This window comes from Streptomyces sp. NPDC005866 (assembly GCF_040629895.1).
Taxonomy (GTDB): Bacteria; Actinomycetota; Actinomycetes; order Streptomycetales; family Streptomycetaceae; genus Streptomyces.
In genome coordinates this window covers 1-17986 of sequence record NZ_JBEXWP010000004.1, presented here as the reverse complement: position 1 = coordinate 17986, position 17986 = coordinate 1, and the positions used below count along the sequence as shown (strand labels likewise).

At 69.8% G+C, this 17986-nt stretch carries 16 protein-coding genes and 2 pseudogenes; 15 read left to right on the top strand and 3 right to left on the bottom strand.

Annotation, left to right across the window (positions count from 1 at the left end; translation table 11 throughout):
* Positions 1-9: 9 nt before the first annotated feature.
* A complete protein-coding gene (locus tag ABZ396_RS06995; RefSeq protein ID WP_358926117.1) occupies positions 10-696 on the bottom strand; it encodes a pentapeptide repeat-containing protein in 687 nt (228 codons plus the stop codon).
* Between the two features lie 263 nt (positions 697-959).
* Between ABZ396_RS06995 and ABZ396_RS06990 the strand changes: the two genes are divergently transcribed.
* The 5 genes from ABZ396_RS06990 to ABZ396_RS06970 all read left to right on the top strand — a co-directional run bounded on the left by ABZ396_RS06990 (position 960) and on the right by ABZ396_RS06970 (position 9035).
* Positions 960-1937: a zinc-binding dehydrogenase gene (locus ABZ396_RS06990; RefSeq protein WP_358926115.1), complete on the top strand. Its 978-nt coding sequence runs from the start codon at positions 960-962 to the stop codon at positions 1935-1937.
* A gap of 56 nt (positions 1938-1993) precedes the next feature.
* Complete coding sequence (locus ABZ396_RS06985) at positions 1994-3508, top strand: MFS transporter (RefSeq protein ID WP_358926113.1); 1515 nt, start codon at positions 1994-1996, stop codon at positions 3506-3508.
* A gap of 112 nt (positions 3509-3620) precedes the next feature.
* A complete protein-coding gene (locus ABZ396_RS06980; protein WP_358926111.1) occupies positions 3621-4277 on the top strand; it encodes a rhomboid-like protein in 657 nt (218 codons plus the stop codon).
* 9 nt (positions 4278-4286) lie between these two features.
* Positions 4287-5693 (top strand): FAD-binding oxidoreductase, encoded by a 1407-nt coding sequence (locus tag ABZ396_RS06975; RefSeq protein WP_358926109.1) that lies wholly within the window; start codon positions 4287-4289, stop codon positions 5691-5693.
* A 105-nt stretch (positions 5694-5798) separates the two neighbouring features.
* On the top strand, positions 5799-9035 hold the full coding sequence (locus tag ABZ396_RS06970) for a Tat pathway signal protein (protein ID WP_358926107.1): 3237 nt from the start codon (positions 5799-5801) through the stop codon (positions 9033-9035).
* A 336-nt stretch (positions 9036-9371) separates the two neighbouring features.
* Here ABZ396_RS06970 and ABZ396_RS06965 read toward each other — a convergent pair whose 3' ends face one another.
* Both ABZ396_RS06965 and ABZ396_RS06960 read right to left on the bottom strand, forming a co-directional pair.
* On the bottom strand, positions 9372-10175 hold the full coding sequence (locus tag ABZ396_RS06965; RefSeq protein WP_358926105.1) for an NmrA family NAD(P)-binding protein: 804 nt from the start codon (positions 10173-10175) through the stop codon (positions 9372-9374).
* A gap of 237 nt (positions 10176-10412) precedes the next feature.
* Positions 10413-10817, bottom strand: a complete 405-nt coding sequence (locus tag ABZ396_RS06960; protein ID WP_358926103.1) for a hypothetical protein — start codon at positions 10815-10817, stop codon at positions 10413-10415.
* A gap of 97 nt (positions 10818-10914) precedes the next feature.
* Here ABZ396_RS06960 and ABZ396_RS06955 point away from each other — a divergent pair, with 97 nt between their 5' ends.
* The 10 genes and pseudogenes from ABZ396_RS06955 to ABZ396_RS06910 all read left to right on the top strand — a co-directional run.
* Positions 10915-11604 (top strand): hypothetical protein, encoded by a 690-nt coding sequence (locus ABZ396_RS06955; protein WP_358926101.1) that lies wholly within the window; start codon positions 10915-10917, stop codon positions 11602-11604.
* Positions 11605-11717: 113 nt separating this feature from the next.
* The gene (locus tag ABZ396_RS06950; RefSeq protein ID WP_358926140.1) at positions 11718-11948 is read left to right on the top strand and encodes a helix-turn-helix transcriptional regulator; all 231 of its coding nucleotides are present in this window, start codon (positions 11718-11720) and stop codon (positions 11946-11948) included.
* Between the two features lie 224 nt (positions 11949-12172).
* Positions 12173-12337 (top strand): DUF6207 family protein, encoded by a 165-nt coding sequence (locus tag ABZ396_RS06945; RefSeq protein ID WP_358926099.1) that lies wholly within the window; start codon positions 12173-12175, stop codon positions 12335-12337.
* 430 nt (positions 12338-12767) lie between these two features.
* Complete coding sequence (locus ABZ396_RS06940; RefSeq protein WP_358926097.1) at positions 12768-13925, top strand: glutathione-independent formaldehyde dehydrogenase; 1158 nt, start codon at positions 12768-12770, stop codon at positions 13923-13925.
* A 132-nt stretch (positions 13926-14057) separates the two neighbouring features.
* A complete protein-coding gene (locus tag ABZ396_RS06935) occupies positions 14058-15383 on the top strand; it encodes a DUF2254 domain-containing protein (RefSeq protein WP_358926095.1) in 1326 nt (441 codons plus the stop codon).
* Between the two features lie 174 nt (positions 15384-15557).
* A pseudogene (locus ABZ396_RS06930) lies at positions 15558-15962 on the top strand (transposase); the annotation flags it as partial.
* A 92-nt stretch (positions 15963-16054) separates the two neighbouring features.
* Entirely contained in the window at positions 16055-16468 is a 414-nt protein-coding gene (locus ABZ396_RS06925) for a hypothetical protein (protein ID WP_358926093.1), read from the top strand.
* Between the two features lie 224 nt (positions 16469-16692).
* Complete coding sequence (locus ABZ396_RS06920; RefSeq protein ID WP_358926091.1) at positions 16693-17052, top strand: hypothetical protein; 360 nt, start codon at positions 16693-16695, stop codon at positions 17050-17052.
* 266 nt (positions 17053-17318) lie between these two features.
* Positions 17319-17474 (top strand): annotated as a pseudogene (locus tag ABZ396_RS06915) (transposase); the annotation flags it as partial.
* 49 nt (positions 17475-17523) lie between these two features.
* The coding region (locus tag ABZ396_RS06910) for a transposase (protein WP_358926089.1) at positions 17524-17986 on the top strand (463 nt) is incomplete at its 3' end.

The window sequence follows — 17986 nt, the reverse complement described above, 5'->3', positions numbered from 1 at the left end:
CGGGCTCACTCACCCCTCTACGCGGATCCCCAGCTGCACCGCCAGCACCGGTGCCAGATCGAGCAGTTGGGACATGCTGATCACCGCCCCGGCCAGTCGCTCCACCCCTCTCGTGATCTCCAGGGACGCGGCGCCCCGCAGATCGACGTCCTTCATCGTCACCCCCCTGAAGTCGGCCCCCTTCACCGTGCAGTCGGTGAATTCCACCCGCTCCAGGACGGCGTCGCCGAAGTCCGGTTCCACCAGGACACAGCCCTCGAAGACCACGTCTCTGAGCTTGGCCGTGCGCAGGTTGAGGTAGTCGATCTTGCCGCCGCGGATCACCACGCGCTCCAGGACGGAACCGTGCAGCTGGGTGCCGCCCAGGCGGGCGTCGACCAGCTCGACATCGCGCAGGGTCGCGTCGGAGAGGTTGGTGCCCACGCCTCTTGGCCCGGTGAGGACCGTGTCCAGCACGCGGGCGTGGCGCAGTCCCGTCTCGTCGAAGGCGCAGCCGGTCAGCGCGCAGTCCATGAAACGGGCGCCCGCCGCGTCCTGTCCGACGAAGTCCGCCTCCCGGAACTCCAGCCCGTCGTAGTCCCCGTCCGGCTCCAGCCCGCCGCCGCTCCAGGGCTCCAGCTCGGGCAGCCGCACCTCCGGCCGCCGCGCGCCCTTCACCTTGCCTCCGCCGGACCCGCCGGCCGCTGTCCTCGCCATGCCCCCATCTTGCAGGCCACCACCGACAACCGCCTTGACCTGCGGAAACGGCCGGAGAACGGCCCGCGAGAGGCGGCGATGTCACATTCCGGCCGCCTGAATCCGTCGTATCAGCGTCCTATCAACAAGGACAGCGCGGCCGCGGCCGGTCCGCCCTTGACCTCAAGCGCGCTTGAGGTCGAAGAGTCGGTCCGTCGGAGAAAAGTCAATCCGTCGGAGACGAGTCGACCCGTCGGATCGTCCAGTACCTGGGGGGAGTCCCTGTGCACGCCATCGTTCTGCACGCCTTCGGGCCTGCCGAGAACCTCGTTTACGAGGAGACCGAGGACCCGGTGCCGGGTCCGGGGCAGGTGCGGATCGCGGTCGCCGCGGCCGGTGTCCATCTGCTCGACACGTCCCTGCGCGAGGGCCACCAGGGCCCGGCGCCCCGGCCGACCGTCCTGCCGACGATCCCCGGGCGTGAGGTCGCCGGGGTCGTCGAGGCGCTCGGCGACGGTGTCGACGGGCTGTGGCTCGGCCGGCGCGTGGTCGCCCACCTCGGTTTCGCGCCCGGCGGCTACGCCGAGCTGGCGGTCACCGATGTCGAGCGACTGCACGAGATCCCGGGGAACCTCGGCTTCGCCGAGGCCGTCGCCATGATCGGGACAGGTCGTACGGCCCTGGGCATCCTGCAGTTCGTCGAGCTGGGGCCGGAGTCGGTGGTCCTCGTCCCGGCGGCGGCCGGCGGTATCGGCACGCTCCTCGTCCAGTACGCCAAACACGCGGGCGCGACCGTGATCGGCCTGGCGGGCGGCCCCGAGAAGACCGCCCGGGTCCGGGCCGGCGGCGCCGACCTCGCCCTCGACTACACCGACCCCGGCTGGCCCGCCGAGGTCCGCGCCCGTTCCGGGCCCGTCACCGTCGTCTTCGACGGCGTCGGCGGCGAGATCGCCCGGCAGGCCGTCGCGCTGCTCGGCGAGGGCGGACGGCACCTCATCTTCGGCTGGTCGTCCGAGGGCATCCGGGGAGGCGGCCGGGGTCACTTCGTCGACGGGCTGTCGGAGTCCGTGCTCGGCTCCACAATGCTCAGCCGCACCGGCGGCCCCGAGCCGCTCCGCACCCTGGAACTCCGCGCCCTCGCCGAGGCCGCCCACGGCCGGCTGCGGCCCGCCGTGACGCGCTTCCCGCTGGCCGAGGCGGCAGCCGCGCACCGTGCCCTGGAGAACCGGGCGACGATCGGAAAGGTGGTTCTGGAACCGTGACCAGGAACAGCACACCCCGGGATGCGACCCATCCTGATTCATGGTCTTCTGACCGAGTGAGCAGCGCCCGAACGGGTGACACGCCCGGCACGAGCACCGGCAAGGACGCGGCCGACCCCCACCGCTGGTGGGGCCTGGTGGTCATCGCGCTCGCCCAGCTGATGGTCGTCCTGGACGCGACGATCGTGAACATCGCCCTCCCCTCCGCACAGCGAGCCCTGGGCATGTCCGACGGCAACCGGCAGTGGGTGATCACGGCCTACACGCTCGCCTTCGGCGGACTGCTTCTGCTGGGCGGGCGGATCGCCGACCTGGTCGGCCGCAAGCGCACCTTCGTCATCGGGCTCGTCGGCTTCGCCGTCGCCTCCGCGTTCGGCGGCGCCGCACAGAACCCGGGGATGCTCTTCGGCGCCCGTGCCCTCCAGGGCGTCTTCGCCGCCGTCCTCGCGCCCTCCGCGCTCAGCCTGCTGACGACGACCTTCACCGACCCACGGGAGCGCGGCAAGGCCTTCGGCATCTACGGCGCCCTCGCGGGCAGCGGCTCGGCCATCGGGTTCATCGTCGGCGGGCTGCTCACCGAGTACCTGAACTGGCGCTGGTGCCTGTACGTCAACGTGCCCATCGCGATCCTCGCCGTCTTCGGCGCCTCCGCGCTGCTGCACGACCGCCCGGGCCATACCGGCGCCCGGCTCGACGTACCCGGTGTGCTGCTGGGCTGCGGCGGACTGGTCGCGATCGTCTACGGCTTCAGCGAGGCCCAGCCACGCGGCTGGAGCGACCCGCTCGTGCTCGGTCTGTTCGCCGCCGGGATCGTGCTGCTCGCCGGGTTCGTCTGGTGGCAGAACCGCGCACCCAGCCCCCTGCTGCCGCTGCACATCGTCAGGGACCGCAACCGCGCGGGCTGCTTCCTGACGATGGCTCTCGCGACCATCGCCCTGTTCGGCCTGTTCCTCTTCCTGACCTACTACCTCCAGGTCATCCTCGGCTACTCCCCGGTCAGGGCGGGCCTCGGCTTCCTCCCCCTCACCCTGGCGATCATCACCGGCTCCACCCAGATATCCGCGCGCCTGCTGCACCGGGTGGCGCCGCGCACGCTCATGGTCCCCGGGATGCTGCTGGCCACGTGCGGCCTGCTGCTCCTGACCCGGATGACGGTCAGCTCCTCCTACACCACCGAGATCCTGCCCGCCCTGCTGCTGATGGGCCTCGGCATGGGCCTGGCCTTCATGCCGGTCTTCGCCACCGCCACCGCGGGCGTCGCCCCGCAGGACTCCGGCGTCACCTCGGCCACCGTCAACACCTCGCAGCAGGTCGGCGGCTCCATCGGTACGGCCCTGCTCAACACCGTCGCCACCAGCAGCAGCGCCACCTATCTCGCCGCCCACCTCCACAACCCCGCGCAGAAGGCCGCCGTCGTCCCGGAGTCCGTGGTGCACGGCTACACGGTCGCCATCTGGTGGGCGGCCGGTGTGATGCTGCTGGCCGGGCTGGCCGCGGGCCTGCTGGTGACGGCGAAGCCACCGAAGCAGGACGCCCCGTCCGAGGCTCCGGTGGCGGAGCCGGTCAGCTGAGCAGGGTGCGGGGGGTGACGGCTCCATGGGGCACGGGGAGCCGCGCGAGCAGCCCAGCCCCTGCGGAATGTCAATCACCCGCACGACGTTACGACCGTGCATGAATCGCCTCATGCAAATTTTCCGGGGCCTCGGCGGCAAGGCGTGGGCGTATGTCCGCAGCGCCCCCGGCACATACATCTGGCTGGCGATTCTCTTCGTGACGACCGTCGCGCTGCACCACATGCCACCGCAGTTCGAACAGCAGTTCCTGCGGCAGCGGTCCACCAACATCAGTGAGCTGTCGGACAACCCGCTGCGGGTGCTGGTCGCCAGCGCGATGTGGATCGAGGGCGGGCACTGGGTGCCGTACGCCTTCCTCTACACCGTCTTCCACGCACCGGCGGAACGCTGGCTCGGTACGGCGCGCTGGCTGGTGGTGTGCGTGGCCGCGCATGTGCTGGCCACCCTGATCAGCGAGGGCGCGCTGCTGCAGGGGATCCACGACGGCATCGCCCCGCACTCCGCGGTCGACACCCTGGACATCGGGGTGAGTTACGCGCTGGCCGGGGCCATCGCGGTCCTCGCCTACCGGATCGCGACGCCCTGGCGGTATCCGTACATCACGCTCGTCCTGCTCGTCTACGGGCTGCCGCTGACCGAGTCGCCCACCTTCACCGACCTGGGACATTTCGTCGCCACACTGATCGGTCTCGCCTGCTATCCGCTGGCCAGGGGCCGGGGAAAAGCATGGAATCCGAAGGAGACACTGGCCGCCCTCAAGAGCTAACGTCCGGCCATGAGCAGCTCGGCAAGCACTGTCGTCAACGGCGGCATCTCCTTCTGGTACGCGAACGACGGCCTCCCGGCGGTGCGGGAGCCGCTCGCCGGCGACGCGTCGGCGGACGTGGTGATCGTGGGCGGTGGCTACACCGGCCTGTGGACCGCCTACTACCTGAAGAAGGCCGCCCCCTTCCTGCGTATCACCGTCCTGGAGCAGAAGTTCTGCGGCTACGGCGCCTCCGGCCGCAACGGCGGCTGGCTCTACAACGGCATCGCCGGCCGCGACCGGTACGCCGCGCTGCACGGCCGCGAGGCAGCCGTACGGCTGCAGAAGGCCATGACCGAGACCGTCGACGAGGTGGTGGCCGTCGCCGCGGCCGAACGGATCGACGCCGATCTGCACAAGGGCGGGGTCCTCGAAGTCGCGACCACCCCGGCCCAGTTGGCCCGCCTCAGGGCCTTCCACGAGCACGAGCTGTCGTACGGCGAGATGGACCGCGAGCTGTACGGCGCCGGGGAGACCCGGAAGCGGATCCGCGTCGCCGACGCGGTCGGCTCGACCTGGACCCCGCACGGGGCCCGGCTGCACCCGGTGAAACTGGTGAAGGGCCTGGTGGCGGCCGTGGAGGCGCTGGGGGTGCAGATCCACGAGTCGACGCCCGTGACCGAGATCCGGCCCCAGCACGCCGTCACCCCTTACGGCACGGTCCGCGCCCCTTACGTCCTGCGCTGCACCGAGGGCTTCACCGCGAACCTCAAGGGGCAGAAGCGCACCTGGCTGCCGATGAACTCCTCGATGCTCGCCACCGAGCCGCTGACCGAGGAGCAGTGGGAGTCGGTGGGGTGGCAGGGGCTGGAGACCCTCGGCGACATGGCGCACGCCTACATGTACGCCCAGCGCACGGCCGACGGGCGGATCGCGCTCGGCGGGCGCGGGGTGCCGTACCGGTTCGGGTCGCGGACGGACAACGACGGCCGGACGCAGGAGGCGACGATCGAGGCGCTGCGGGAGATCCTCGTGCGGTTCTTCCCGAGCCTGTCAGGTGTCGGGATCGAGCACGCCTGGTCCGGGGTGCTCGGGGTGCCGCGGGACTGGTGCGCGACGGTCACCCTGGACCGCTCCACCGGCCTGGGCTGGGCCGGCGGGTACGTCGGCTCCGGGGTCGCCACCACCAACCTCGCGGCACGGACGCTGCGGGACCTCGTCCAGCTCGACTCCGGCCAGGGCGGCCGCACCGAGCTGACCGAGCTGCCCTGGGTCGACCACAAGGTCCGCAAGTGGGAGCCGGAGCCCTTCCGGTGGCTCGGCGTCCAGGGCATGTACGCCACCTACCGCGCGGCCGACCAGCGCGAACGGCTCCACCCGAGCACCGAGTCGTCCCGGCTGGCCCGGCTCGCGGACCGGGTGGCGGGGCGGCACTGAGGCACCGCCGGGCGCCGGCGCCCTGGAAACCCGTGGAGACTGTGTCATACCTGTGTGCGATCATCGCCACAACGTCCACATTCCAGGGATTCCAGGGGGGAATTGATGTCCGGCACCGCCTACGGTACGGCGGCGAGACCCGGGCGGCTCACCGCCGTGACCGTCCTCGTCGTCACCCTGCTCGCCTCGCTCCTCACACTGACCGGCGCGGGTTCCGCCCGTGCTGACGACCCGGTGTGCGCACCGCTGGCCCTCGCGTACTTTGGCGACCCCGGGGACGCCGAGGCCCAAGTGTCGGTGCCGGCGGACGGCAGCATCTGTTTCACCGTCACCGCCGACGCGCCCGGCCTGCACCTGGTCTCCCTCGGCGCCGGCAGCAGCGACCTGTACCCGCAGCTGTCCACCGCCGACGGCACCCAACTCGACTGCTACAACAACGAGTACAGCGTCAAGGGCTGGTGCGACCTGCCCGCGGCGGGCACCTACACCCTCAAGGTCGTCAACACCGGCTGGGACCCGGCCGCCTCGACGCTCACCGTCGTCCCGCTCGGCTCGGCCACACCGGGCTGCTTCGACTCGGCCGGCACCGGCTGGGACCAGCCGCTCACCACGCGCACCAGCGTGAGCCCGGCCGAGGTCGACTGCCAGCCCTTCACCGCGCAGCCCGGCGAGCGCATCCGCCTCACCGCCGCCACCTCGGTCTACGGCAGCACGACCGCGTGGCTCACCGACGCGACCGGCGCCCGAATCTGCCCGCACTTCCCGGAGGACGGCGAGGACAGCTGTGTGCTGACCGGCAGCGGCCCGTACCGGGTGATCTCACAGGTGACCTACTCGGAGAACGGCTTCCCGGCCGACTACACGGTCGCGGCCCGCCGTCTGAACGACCCTCAGGGCTGCGTCACCGCCCTCGTGCGTCCCTACGGCGCCCTGGACCCGCAGGACCTCACCGCCGGCGGCTGCTACACCTTCACCACCGACAAGGCCGGCCCGTACACCGTCCACTACGTCAACGAGGACCGCGGCACCGGCCCGGTCCAGGTCTACGACACGGACGGCAAGACCGTGTGCCGCTCCGGCACCGATCCCTGCCGGGTGCCCGCGGCCGGCACCTACACCGCGATCCCCGAGGGCACCGCCCGCCAGGGGCTGATCGTCCTCGACCGCGCCTCCGGCGCGGGCTGCGGGACCACCGGGTACGGCCTGCACCAGGGCGAGCTGAGCACGGCCGGCCAGTACGACTGCCTGACCCTGCCCGCCCCACAGGGCGCCCGGATCGCCGCCCTCACCCCGCTCGCCTCCTCCGGCGTCGACGCCGAGGTGGAGGTCCTCGACCGGGACGGCACCGCCCAGTGCACCGCGCAGGAGATCGCCGACGGCGACTGCGCGCTCACCGGCAGCGCGCCCTACCGCGCGCTGGTGCACACCGAGTACCAGGCCGAGGGCGCGACCGGCTCCTACGCCGTCGCCCTGTACCGCACCGACGCCCCGAACGGCTGCCCCGTGCTGCCAGCCGGCAGCTTCAGGGCCGACGGCGCGAAGGCCGCCTTCGCCACCGGTGACGGCGTCTTCTCCCAGTGCCTGACCATCCCGGCCGACGCCCACACAGGCGCCGAGCTCCTCCAGCTGACCGCCACCTCCGGCGACGTACCGGCGGCGTTCTCCGTCCTGGACTCCACCGGCAAGAAGATCTGCAACCGCTACGCCACCACCAACGGCTGGACGATCTGTTCGCTCACCCCCGGCAAGGCCCACACCGTGCTGGTCACCGGCCGGGACAAGGCGGCCACGTATACGCTGACCCGCCGGGACGTCACCGCCACCGCCGCGTCGGCCGGCTGCACGAAGACCGCGGCGGCCAAGATCGGCGGCCCCTCCGCGAAGGGCTCCTACGGCGCGCCCGGCACCATCGACTGCGTCCAGGTCACCACTCCCGCCGCCACCGACGTCGTCCACGTCAACGTGCGGGACGCGCTGGGCACGGCGAACATCGCGGTGATCGGCGGCGACGGCAAGTCCGAGTGCTCCTACCGCAACAGCCCCTGCGCGGTCACCGGCTCCACCACCCACCAGGTGCTCCTCCAGACTCCGGCCGACCTGAAGGCCTCGCCCGAGTACCACCTGGACGCCCTGCGCATCGCGACCGCCGACGGCCCCGCGCCGGAGTGCACCAGGGTCCCGTCCGTGGCGTACGGGTACGGCCCGATCACCGGCGCCCTCGACGAGGCGCACAGCGCCGTCTGCGCGGTGCTGCCGACCGCCGGCCTCGACCGCTTCTCGGCCAGCATCAAGGACACCACCGGCGCGACCGCCACGGCCGTACCGGCGCTGTACAACACGGCGTCCTGGCGCAACGGCTGTATGCGCTACATCGGCGAGGGCGGCGAGGGCTACGACTGCGCGGCGCTCGGCTCGTCCACGGCGGCCACCCCGACGGTGTTCCTGCTCAGCCTGCCCGAGAGCGCGTCCAGCACCGCCTACAGCGCCCGGCTGGCCTGCGAGTCCACCCTCTGCGGCACCGACAGGGTCAGCGTCACGGGGATCAGCCCGGTCACCGGCGTGAGCGGGACGAAGGTCAAGGTGACCGTCACCGGCACCGCCCTCGGCCCGAACACGGAGGTACGGCTGAGCCTCGCCGGCAGGACCATCACCGCGAAGGCCGACTCCGTCGCCGCCGACAACCGCTCGGTGACGGCGACCCTCGACCTGACGGGCGCGGCGACCGGTGACTGGAATGTCAGCGTGTTCACCGCCTGCTGCGAGTACCCGCGCGGCTCCTTCGCGGTGACCCAGCCCCGGCTGACCAGCACGGCCGCCCCCAAGATCACCGGCACCGCCAAGGTGGGAGCCAGGGTCACGGCCACGACCGGGAGTTGGTCGGCGACCCCGGGCTCCTACGCGTACCAGTGGAAGGCCGACGGCAAGGCGATCTCCGGGGCCACCGCCTCGACGTACACCGTCCCGGCGTCCCTGGTCGCCAAGAAGCTCACGGTGACCGTGACGGCCGTGAAGAGCGGCTGGCTGAGCGGGTCGGCGACCTCGGCCGCGGTGACGATCGCGAAGGGGGACGCACCCAAGGCGACCAAGCAGCCGGCGATCACCGGCACGGCGAAGGTCGGCAGGAAGCTCACCGCGGCACACGGCACATGGAGCCCGGCGGCGACCTCGTACGCGTACCAGTGGTACGCGAACGGCAAGACGATCAGCGGGGCCACCAAGCCCACGCTGACCCTGAAATTGGCCCAGAAGGGCAAGAAGATCACCGTGAAGGTCACGGCCCACCGCACGGGCCACCGGGACGGCACGGCGACCAGCAAGCCGACCAAGGCGGTCACCGCCTGACCCTGCCGACGCCCACGAGCCCCTCCCCCACCGCGGCGGAGGGGCCTTGGAGCCCCCTGTCGGATTCGAACCGACGACCTACGCATTGCAAGTTGTCCGATCTTGGTCCCGGGGCGTCCCTGGGCGTCCGGTGCGCAGTTTCCATGCCTGGTCAGAGCGCAAGCACGACAGCGACGGACGTCACCGGACCGCCCTGGACCGAGCGGCGATTGAGACCGCAATCGAGACCACGGCTTCTTCGTCCCGAACATCAAAGCCGCCGACTTCGGCGCGGCGCTCGGTCGCCATGCGGCGGGGCCAGACCGATGCGGCGTCGCACGCGCGGCGTCTCAGCCCTCAGGGGAGCTGCTCGAGCAGTTCCTGGCGGTGTGCGCTTGCCCACGAGCTGAGGTGGATGGGCTCGCGGCCGAGCAGGTCCTGGATCGTGCTGGTGGTCACCGCGGTGTAGTCCATGCGCCCCTCATAGGTCTGGCGCGCCCAGGTCAGTGTGCTGGCGGCGTACGCGGCGTCCATGTTGGAAGGTGCGATGCTGACCCCGGCCTCGACCATGCGGAGCAGATCGTCCGGGGTCAGGACCCGCGCGGGGATCTCGCGCCCGAGGGCGGCGCTGAGGACTTCGGCCACCTGGGCGCCATTGAGGAGATCGGTGGACAGGAAGTAGTCCTTGCCCGTATGCGTCCTGGGGCCTTCGGCGAGGACCTTGGCTGCGACTGCTGCCGTGTCGTCGCTGGCGATCCAGCCGACCTGCTTGTCGCCCATCGGCCACACCATCTGGCCGTCGCGCAGGCGGTTGATGGTCAGCAGGTTCTCCATGAACATGTGCGGATGCAGATTCGCCCAGGCCAGCTTGCTGCCGGCGATGTAGCGCTCTACTAGTTCATGCCACGCGAAGTGCGGGTCGGTGGAGCGTCCGTCGCTGAACACTCCCAGATGCACAAGGAAACTGACCGCGGCGTCCTCGGCGGCGTCCACCAGCGTCTTGGTCTGGTGGTTCATCGCCGAGGTGTAGCCGGCCATGAGGAACACGCGGTCGATGCCCTCCAGCGCGCCAGGGAAGGTGTCGGGGTCGTCGAGGTCGATGTGGACCGCTTCCTTCCCCTCTTTGATCCACCGCTCGACGGTGGCCTGGTTGGCGTGCACATCTTGAACCCACCACTGTACGAACCGCGTGGCCAACGGGCTCGACCACTCAGCCGGACGGGAGATCGAGCACCATTCCGCCGACCGGAGAGCGGCCGCTGGCGCTCCAGAAATCCCAGCTCTGGCCATATTCTGCCAGCGCATCTCCTGAACAGAGCCTCGGCGGGGGCCAGCCGGGCGCGGGCCGGGCAGACAAGCTGGCGCGAGGGCTGGCCGCAACGCCGTACGGCGTTGGCGCTAGATCAGCGGCTTACGTTCGGGCCACCACCGCTGGACGGCCTCGGCGATCGTCGACGGGCTCACGTTGAAGCAGAGCTTCGCGCCTGGCGCCAGCTCGTGGGTGATGTTGACCAGCACCTCGAAGAGCGGGGTCAGCTCCGGGTCCAGCCGGACGCCGGCGCCGATCAACACGATGTCGTAGTCCTTGGCGGCCAGCGCGGCGCGGTAGACCGCCTCGGCTGTGCGGCCGTAGTCGAGCAGGCAGACGTCGACGGTGAAGCCGATCTCCTCGAGCCGGGCCCGGCCGGCGGCCATCCCGGACCGGACCGCTTCGGCGTCGACCTCGGGGAAGGCCGCCCGCGACGAGGGCGCGTCGTCCACCAGAGCGGGATCCAGTCCGACGTTGAGCATGGACGGGGACATGCCTCGGTACCTTCCTGTTGCCTCGGGTGTTTCGGATCGAGGGTAGGCGTCGGAAGGCCGTGCGCCCCTCCCACATCTCTGGGATACGGTTCGGTGGGTGAACTCTCCGATCGCCCAGCGCGAGACCGTGCGCGACATCGAGGCGATCTGCCGTCTCGACCTCGGCTCCCGGGAGCTGCGGCGCCGGATCGCCGACCGGCTGCTGCGGCTCGTCCCGGCCGACTCCTACTGTTTCGGCACCATCGACCCCGCGACGTTGCTGATCACCGACGACGTCAGCGTCGGGCTCACGCCGGAGGCGGCCGCGGCCGCCGCGCACAACGAGTACTTGGTGGACGACGTGCTGAAGTTCGCGGCGCTCGCCCACTCCGAAGTGTCCGCAGGCACGCTCAGTGCGGCCACCGGCGGCGACCCGCAGTCCAGCCACCGGTACCGGGCCGTGCTGCCGATGATCGACGCGCGGCACGAACTGCGGGCGGGCTTCGTGGCGGACGGCCGGTGCTGGGGCGCCATCGCGCTGTTCCGCGGCGGGGGCGGCCCGACTTCACCCCGGCAGCCGTCGGCGTTCTGCGACGGCTGTCCGCCCCGGTCGGTGCGGCCCTGCGCCGCGCCGCCCGCCGGGCATCCGGCGACGCCGCTCCGGGCCCGGCCGAGGCGGGTGTGCTCCTGCTCGATCAGGACTTGCGGCTGCTCTCGGAGAACCCGGCCGCGAAACTCTGGCGGGACGAGCTGGCACCGTTGGGGGCGGAACTGCCGATCGCGGTCCTGGAGGTCTCCGCGCGGGTGAGGGGTGCAGTGCTGCCTGCGTACGGTCGGGCCCGTGGCCGGTCGGGCCGATGGCTCTCGGTCCAAGCTTCGCCGCTGAGCGGTGGCCCGCACCCGGCGGCCGTCGCCGTGACGATGCACCCGGCGCCGGCCGCCGACGTGGCCGAGGTTCTGTTGCTCGCATACGGGCTCACGCCGCGCGAGCGGGACGTGCTGGCGCGGGTCGTCGCCGGTCTGCCTTCGCGGGCCATCGCCACGGAACTGCGCATCACCGCGGCTACCGTGCAGGACCACTTGAAGAGCGTTTTCGCGAAGACCGGCGTCCACAGCCGCAGCGAACTGGTGGCCACGATGCTGGACCTGTGAGACAGACCTTCAAGGCCGCCGAGACCGAGTGACCCCAGGCGCCCTGCCCGCGAGCGCCTCGGTCCGCCACACCTTCGGCCAGCAGGTCCTGGACGGAGCTCCGGTCCAGGCCGCCCTGCTCAACACCGTCGTGCGCCTCGGCACCCTGCTGCGCGAGCGGGGCCAGGTCGCCCAAGGGCTGAGCCTGCTATTGGAGTTCGCAGGCGGACCCTGTCATCCCGGGCATGAGGGAGATCATCGAAGCGCACGTAGCGGGGCTGGGCCTGGCCGTGGTGGAAGTCGCGGCCGCCGACGACCAGTCGGCGTTCGCCACCCGCTACGAGAAGACCGCCACCATCTACCTGGCCGGACTCCACATCGCAGGGATCTTCCTCTGGTCAGCCAGCTGATCCAAACGAGACCGCCTAGTGGCGTTCGGTGAGAAGAGCCTGCGCGCCCGTCAAATTGACGTCTTCCGGTGATCATCCGTGACGGCTGCGGCATTGCCGTCGTGGTTCCCGCAAGGGCCCGGTGGGCCGTGTGGTGTCAGAGATGCTCGTGGCAGTGAATTGGGTGTGCCCCCATGGGTACCGGGACGAGGATCGTCACCTTAGGCGGTCGCTGGCCCGCAGAGGTCTGCGTATCTCTTGCCTGGCCCTCCCGCTGCGGTGTCGCGTCCTGCGGGCGCCTTCACCGCGGCGGAAGCCCGTGGGGCTGCGGAAGCCCGTCGAGTTGCGGAAGCCCGCGGAGCTGCCGCGAACCCGCCCCAGGATGTTCGGAAATCCAACCGCTCCAGCGCCGCTCGTGACCGCGGCGATCGTGGGCACCGGAGGAACGATTATGAAGGCAGCGGTATACGAAGGGCCCCGGAACGTCGCCGTCAAGGACGTACCGGAGCCGAAGATCGAGCACCCCTGCGACATCCTTGTCAAAATCACCACCACCAACATCTGCGGCTCCGACCTGCACATGTACGAAGGCCGCACATCCTTCGAGACCGGCCGGACGTTGGGACACGAGAACCTGGGCCAGGTCGCCGAGGTCGGCTCCGCCGTCCGCAAGCTGAAGGTCGGCGACTGGGTCGTCCTGCCGTTCAACATCGCCTGCGGCTTCTGCAAGCAGTGCGAGAAGGGCCTGACCAATTACTGCCTCACCATGCAGCCGGAACCCTCCCTGGCCGGAGCAGCCTACGGTTTCGCCGACATGGGCCCCTACCAGGGCGGACAGGCGGAGATGCTGCGCGTGCCCTACGGCGACTTCAACGCGCTCAGGCTCGGCGAGGACGCCCCCGAACGCCAGCTCGACTACGTGATGCTCGCCGACATCTTCCCCACCGGCTACCACGCCACCGAGATGGCCAACGTCAAACCGGGCGACCAGACCGTCATCTACGGCAGTGGCCCGGTCGGCCTGATGGCAGCGTATTCGGCCATCCTGAAGGGTGCCGGCCGCGTGTGGGTGGTCGACCACCATCCCGACCGGCTGCGGGTTGCCGAGGAGATCGGTGCCATCCCGATCAACTACGCCGAGGAGAACCCCAGCGAGGTGATCAAGGAGGCCACGCTGGGCCTGGGCGCAGACAACGGCTGCGAGTGCGTCGGATACCAGGCCCACGACGCCGACGGTCACGAAGACGCCACGCTGACCCTGAACAGCCTGATCGACTCCGTCCGCTTCACCGGCGACATCGGCGTGGTCGGCGTCTTCCTGCCCGAGGACCCCGGCGGCGCGGAAGCCCAGAACGAGCTGGAGGCCCAGGGCAAGGTGCCCTTCAAATTCGGCCTGATGTGGTTCAAGGGCCAGAAGATGGGAACCGGCCAGGCCCCGGTGAAGAGGTACAACCGGGCCCTGCGCGACCTGATCGCCGGCGGCAAGGCCGAACCCAGCTTCGTCGTGTCCCACGAACTGAACCTGGACGAGGCACCCACCGGCTACGAGCACTTCGACGCTCGAGACGAAGGCTGGACCAAGGTCGTCCTGCATCCCAACAGCGGCTGACAGAACACGGCCGCAGGTGCCCGGCCGGGCCATGCACTGTACCCACGATGCGGACCGGCCGGGCTCCTGAGATCCGAAACGCTGGAGGCGACGCCGAGTCGTCGCCACGACTCGCCGGACAACGGAGTCGGCATGCCGGACTTGAACCAGCTCGTCGAGCACGTACGAGGGCCGGTCGCGTATCTGCGCTCGCGCATGTGGGTCATCCCGGTGTTGTGTCTCGTCGGGGGTGTGGGCCTGTCCCTGGGCACCCTGGCGATCGACCGCGCCACCGGCTACCGCCTGTTGAACACGGGTCTGCTGGGCACCTCCTCGAACGCGCAGACGATACTCAGCGCGGTCGCCGCCACGATGACCACCCTGATCCCCCTCGTGCTCACGATCACCACCGTGGCCGTGCAGCTGGCGATGGGGCAGTTCTCACCGCGCATCGTGGGCGCCCTGCTGCACGACCGCGTCAGCCAGTGGGCCATGGGACTGTTCACGGCCACCTTCGCCTTCGCCATCGTGGCGATGCGCAACGTGCAGGTAAGCCCTAACCGGGTACCTGGCCTGACCGTCCTCACCGCGTACGTACTCGTCCTGGCCAGCGTCGTCGGCCTCATCCTGTACGTCCACCACTCCAGCCGCTCGCTGCGTGCGGCCGGCCTCATCGACCTGGTCGGCGATCACACCCACCGTGAGATCGACCGTCTGTACCCGGTCGAGGCGGAGGAACCGCCCGGGCCGCGGCCGGACACCGAGACGCTGCCGACAGCTGAACCGGGCGTTCGGCACGAGGTGTTGAACGCCGGCGAGCCGGGGATCCTCGTCCGCTTCGATCTCGTCCGGCTGGTGCAGTTGGCCGCACGCGCCGACTGTGTGCTGGAGACCGTCCCGATGATGGGCGACTTCGTGCACGGCGACAGCCCTCTCTTCCGCGTGCGCGGCGACATCGGCCGCCTCGATCAGGCCGCCCTCCGCCGCGCGGTCGTCCTCGGCGACGAACGCACCCACGAGGACGACTGCGCCTACGGCATCCGCAAGCTGGTCGACATCACCGAGCGCAGCATCGCCGTTCCCTTCAACGACCCCACCACCGCCGTGCAGTCGATCGACCGGCTGCACGACTGCCTGCGCCAGCTCGCCTGCCGCCCCTTCCCCTCGGGCCGTCACCGCGACAAGGACGGCACGGTCCGGCTGATCACCCGAAGCCTCACCTGGGAGGGATTCGTCCGCCTGGCGCTGGAGGAGATCCGGCTCGCCGGCTGCTCCACCCCGCAGGTGACCCGGCGCGTGCGCGCTCTGATCGACGACCTCAAGCGACTGGCACCGCCCGAACGTCAAGCGCCGCTGGACCGGCAGCTCCGCCTACTGGAGGCGGGAGTCCGTCGGGCCTACGACGACGAGGAGGACATCACCACGGCCCTTACCGCCGACTACCAGGGGATCGGCTCCGGCAGCGACATCACCCGCTGAGCGTGCCGGACCGAGACCATGCGCCAGAGGACCGTCACATGCCTACGGCCGAGCAATGCTCATTACCTGTGGATCGGCTCCGGAGGGCTCACGCGGAGGGCGTACCTTCCCGAGTGATCGATTGACTGGTATCGAGTAGGCCCGCGTTGCCGCGCAGGTCGGGAAGGCACGCCCGTGCTCAGCGTAGTGAGCGCCGACGGCACTACCGCCAACGGCTCCTCTCCGATCGACGAGATCGTCCATGAGGGCGCAAGGCGGATGCGGGCCGCCGCCCTGGAGGTCGAAGTCAACGCATACATAGCCGAGTTGGCCGATCAGCGAGACGAGAAGGGCCACCGCCTGGTCGTGCGCAATGGCTGTCACCAGCCGCGCAAGGTGACCACGGCGGCGGGTGTGGTCGAGGTGAAGGCGCCGCGGGTGAACGACAGGCGCGTCGATGAGGCGTCGGGCGAACGCAAGCGGTTCTCCTCGGCGATCCTGCCGCCGTGGTGCCGCAAGTCGCCGAAGATCAGCTAGGTGCTGCCGCTGCTCTACCTGCATGGCCTGTCCTCCGGCGACTTCGTGCCCGCCCTGGAGCGAACGCGGCCAGCTCATCGAGCGCCCCGAGACCCGCGTGGCATGATTCACCCGGCCAATCGCATTGGCTGCCGCCGCGGAGAAAAGGCATAGCAATGGACGAAGACGAGTGCCTTCACCGCTACGGTCTGCATCCTGTCGGCGCGGGCCTCGACGAGGTTCGCGGGCTGCTCAGAGTACATATGCAGCTGGAGCAGCAGGCTCAGGGTGACGGCGACACCGAGCTGATGAAACTGTGCTGCGTTCAGCTGTTCAATGCCGGAGGTCTCGACGACGTATTGCTCATCTGGAAGGCCAAGTCCGCCAGCATGGACGCCGACTGCTCGATCGACATCCAGTTGTTGTGCGGGAGCGGACTGGCCAGAACCAAGGCATACCTGTTGTCTCAGCGTCTACCCGAAGCCGAAGCGGCGCTTCAGCGACTGCTCGACTGTGAGAAGGCCAGCGACTTCGAGGACTTCTCCGTCGAGGGACACTCTGCCCAGTACGCCGCCTACTACACGCCGTGAAGGAGGCTGTCGAGCTTCCGAACCCGGCTCACGCTCCATCACCATCTCGGAACCGGAGGAGACGCATCGACTTCGGACGTCGCATCCACAGGTCTTGACGATTGCTCTGGCCAGATACCGGTTCGAGTGTGGCGCTCTGGGCAGGTGATCTTCTGGCTGTGACCGAACTCCACGAAGTGCAGTTCCCTGTCGGACTCCTCGGATAGTGAGGTAGGTTCGGGCCCATGCCTGTCTACACCTGTGCAGTGCAGCGCAAGCAGATCTGGCCGGACGGCTCTGTCGTCTGGGCCACGCGCGACGAGCGTGTGAACGTCATCGGATGGGCTGGTGAGCCTTTCGATCTGGGGCAGATGCTTCTCGAGAAGTTTCTTGAGGAGAACAAGACAGGCATCGCTCCAGACGGATTTCGAGCGGTCGTCTGGGCAGGCGACCGACGTGGCGAGAACCTCGACGGAAATGTTGATGCGTTGGCTGTGGTCGAAGTCACTGTCGAGGCCGCCCGATCTACACGAGAGCCTCGCAGAAGTGCTGCGCGCCGCCGTTGGGGATGGTTCCGGGGTCATGCTGCGCCTGATGCGGAATAAGTTGCTGTTGTCGTTCCGATCTTGAGAGTTGTGCGTCGAACGGGAGTCTCGATCGGGTGATCGCAGTTGGTCGCGGGCATAAAGGCAGGGCCTCTTGGTAGTTCGGGGTTGCGAAGCCAACCGAGATCCAGGAGACCCTGTTGCCGCAGTTGTATGCGCTCGCGCCGGTGGAGTTCAACTCGGTTGCACCGACGTGTGATTGTGTCGCTCACCGGTTCGGGAATGCGGCGGATCACCCGGAACGTGTTCGACGGTACCCGTCGGACATGACGGACACGGAGTGGGCCCGGGTCCGGCCGCTGCTGCCGGTGCCCGGCTGGATGCGTGGTCGGGGCGGACAGCCGGAAGCGTACTGCCACCGCGCGATACTCGATGCGATCCGGTATCTCGTGGACAACGGGATCAAGTGGCGGACGATGCCCGCCGACTTCCCGCCGTGGGACCGGGTCTACGCCTTCTTCCGCCGCTGGCGTGACCACGGGCCTGGTCAAGGAGTTCCACGACCGGCTGCGCGGCCAGGTCCGCGAGAAGCTGGGCCGAAATACGGAGCCGACGGCCGGAGTGATCGACTCGCAGTCCGTCAAGGCGGACGCCGTCGTCGGCGCGGACAGCCGCGGCTTCGACGGCGGAAAGCTGATCAACGGCCGTAAGCGGCACGTCGGGGTCGACACCCTCGGCCTGCTGCTGGGCGTGATGGTCACCGCCGCGGACACCGGTGACCGCATCGTGCTCTGGGCGGACGGCTGCTACACCGGCAGTCTCGTCGAGTACTGCCTGGCCGCGTTCTCGCTGGTCCTGGCGATCGTCAAACGCAGCGACGACATGCGCGGCTCGTGGTGCTGCCCAAGCGGTCCTACCTTGTTCGTGGGTTGGACGGGCCGTCGTAAGGTCCAGAGACCCAGAGACACCGGGTATGGCTTCCAAGCGGTTGCCC

Bases quoted from the DNA above. Each gene is read 5' to 3' on its own strand.
- ABZ396_RS06995 (WP_358926117.1), bottom strand. From the start codon at position 696: ATGGCGAGGACAGCGGCCGGCGGGTCCGGCGGAGGCAAGGTGAAGGGC.
- ABZ396_RS06980 (WP_358926111.1), top strand. From the start codon at position 3,621: ATGCAAATTTTCCGGGGCCTCGGCGGCAAGGCGTGGGCGTATGTCCGC.
- ABZ396_RS06975 (WP_358926109.1), top strand. From the start codon at position 4,287: ATGAGCAGCTCGGCAAGCACTGTCGTCAACGGCGGCATCTCCTTCTGG.
- ABZ396_RS06970 (WP_358926107.1), top strand. From the start codon at position 5,799: ATGTCCGGCACCGCCTACGGTACGGCGGCGAGACCCGGGCGGCTCACC.
- ABZ396_RS06960 (WP_358926103.1), bottom strand. From the start codon at position 10,817: ATGTCCCCGTCCATGCTCAACGTCGGACTGGATCCCGCTCTGGTGGAC.
- ABZ396_RS06950 (WP_358926140.1), top strand. From the start codon at position 11,718: ATGCACCCGGCGCCGGCCGCCGACGTGGCCGAGGTTCTGTTGCTCGCA.
- ABZ396_RS06945 (WP_358926099.1), top strand. From the start codon at position 12,173: ATGAGGGAGATCATCGAAGCGCACGTAGCGGGGCTGGGCCTGGCCGTG.
- ABZ396_RS06940 (WP_358926097.1), top strand. From the start codon at position 12,768: ATGAAGGCAGCGGTATACGAAGGGCCCCGGAACGTCGCCGTCAAGGAC.
- ABZ396_RS06935 (WP_358926095.1), top strand. From the start codon at position 14,058: ATGCCGGACTTGAACCAGCTCGTCGAGCACGTACGAGGGCCGGTCGCG.
- ABZ396_RS06925 (WP_358926093.1), top strand. From the start codon at position 16,055: ATGGACGAAGACGAGTGCCTTCACCGCTACGGTCTGCATCCTGTCGGC.
- ABZ396_RS06920 (WP_358926091.1), top strand. From the start codon at position 16,693: ATGCCTGTCTACACCTGTGCAGTGCAGCGCAAGCAGATCTGGCCGGAC.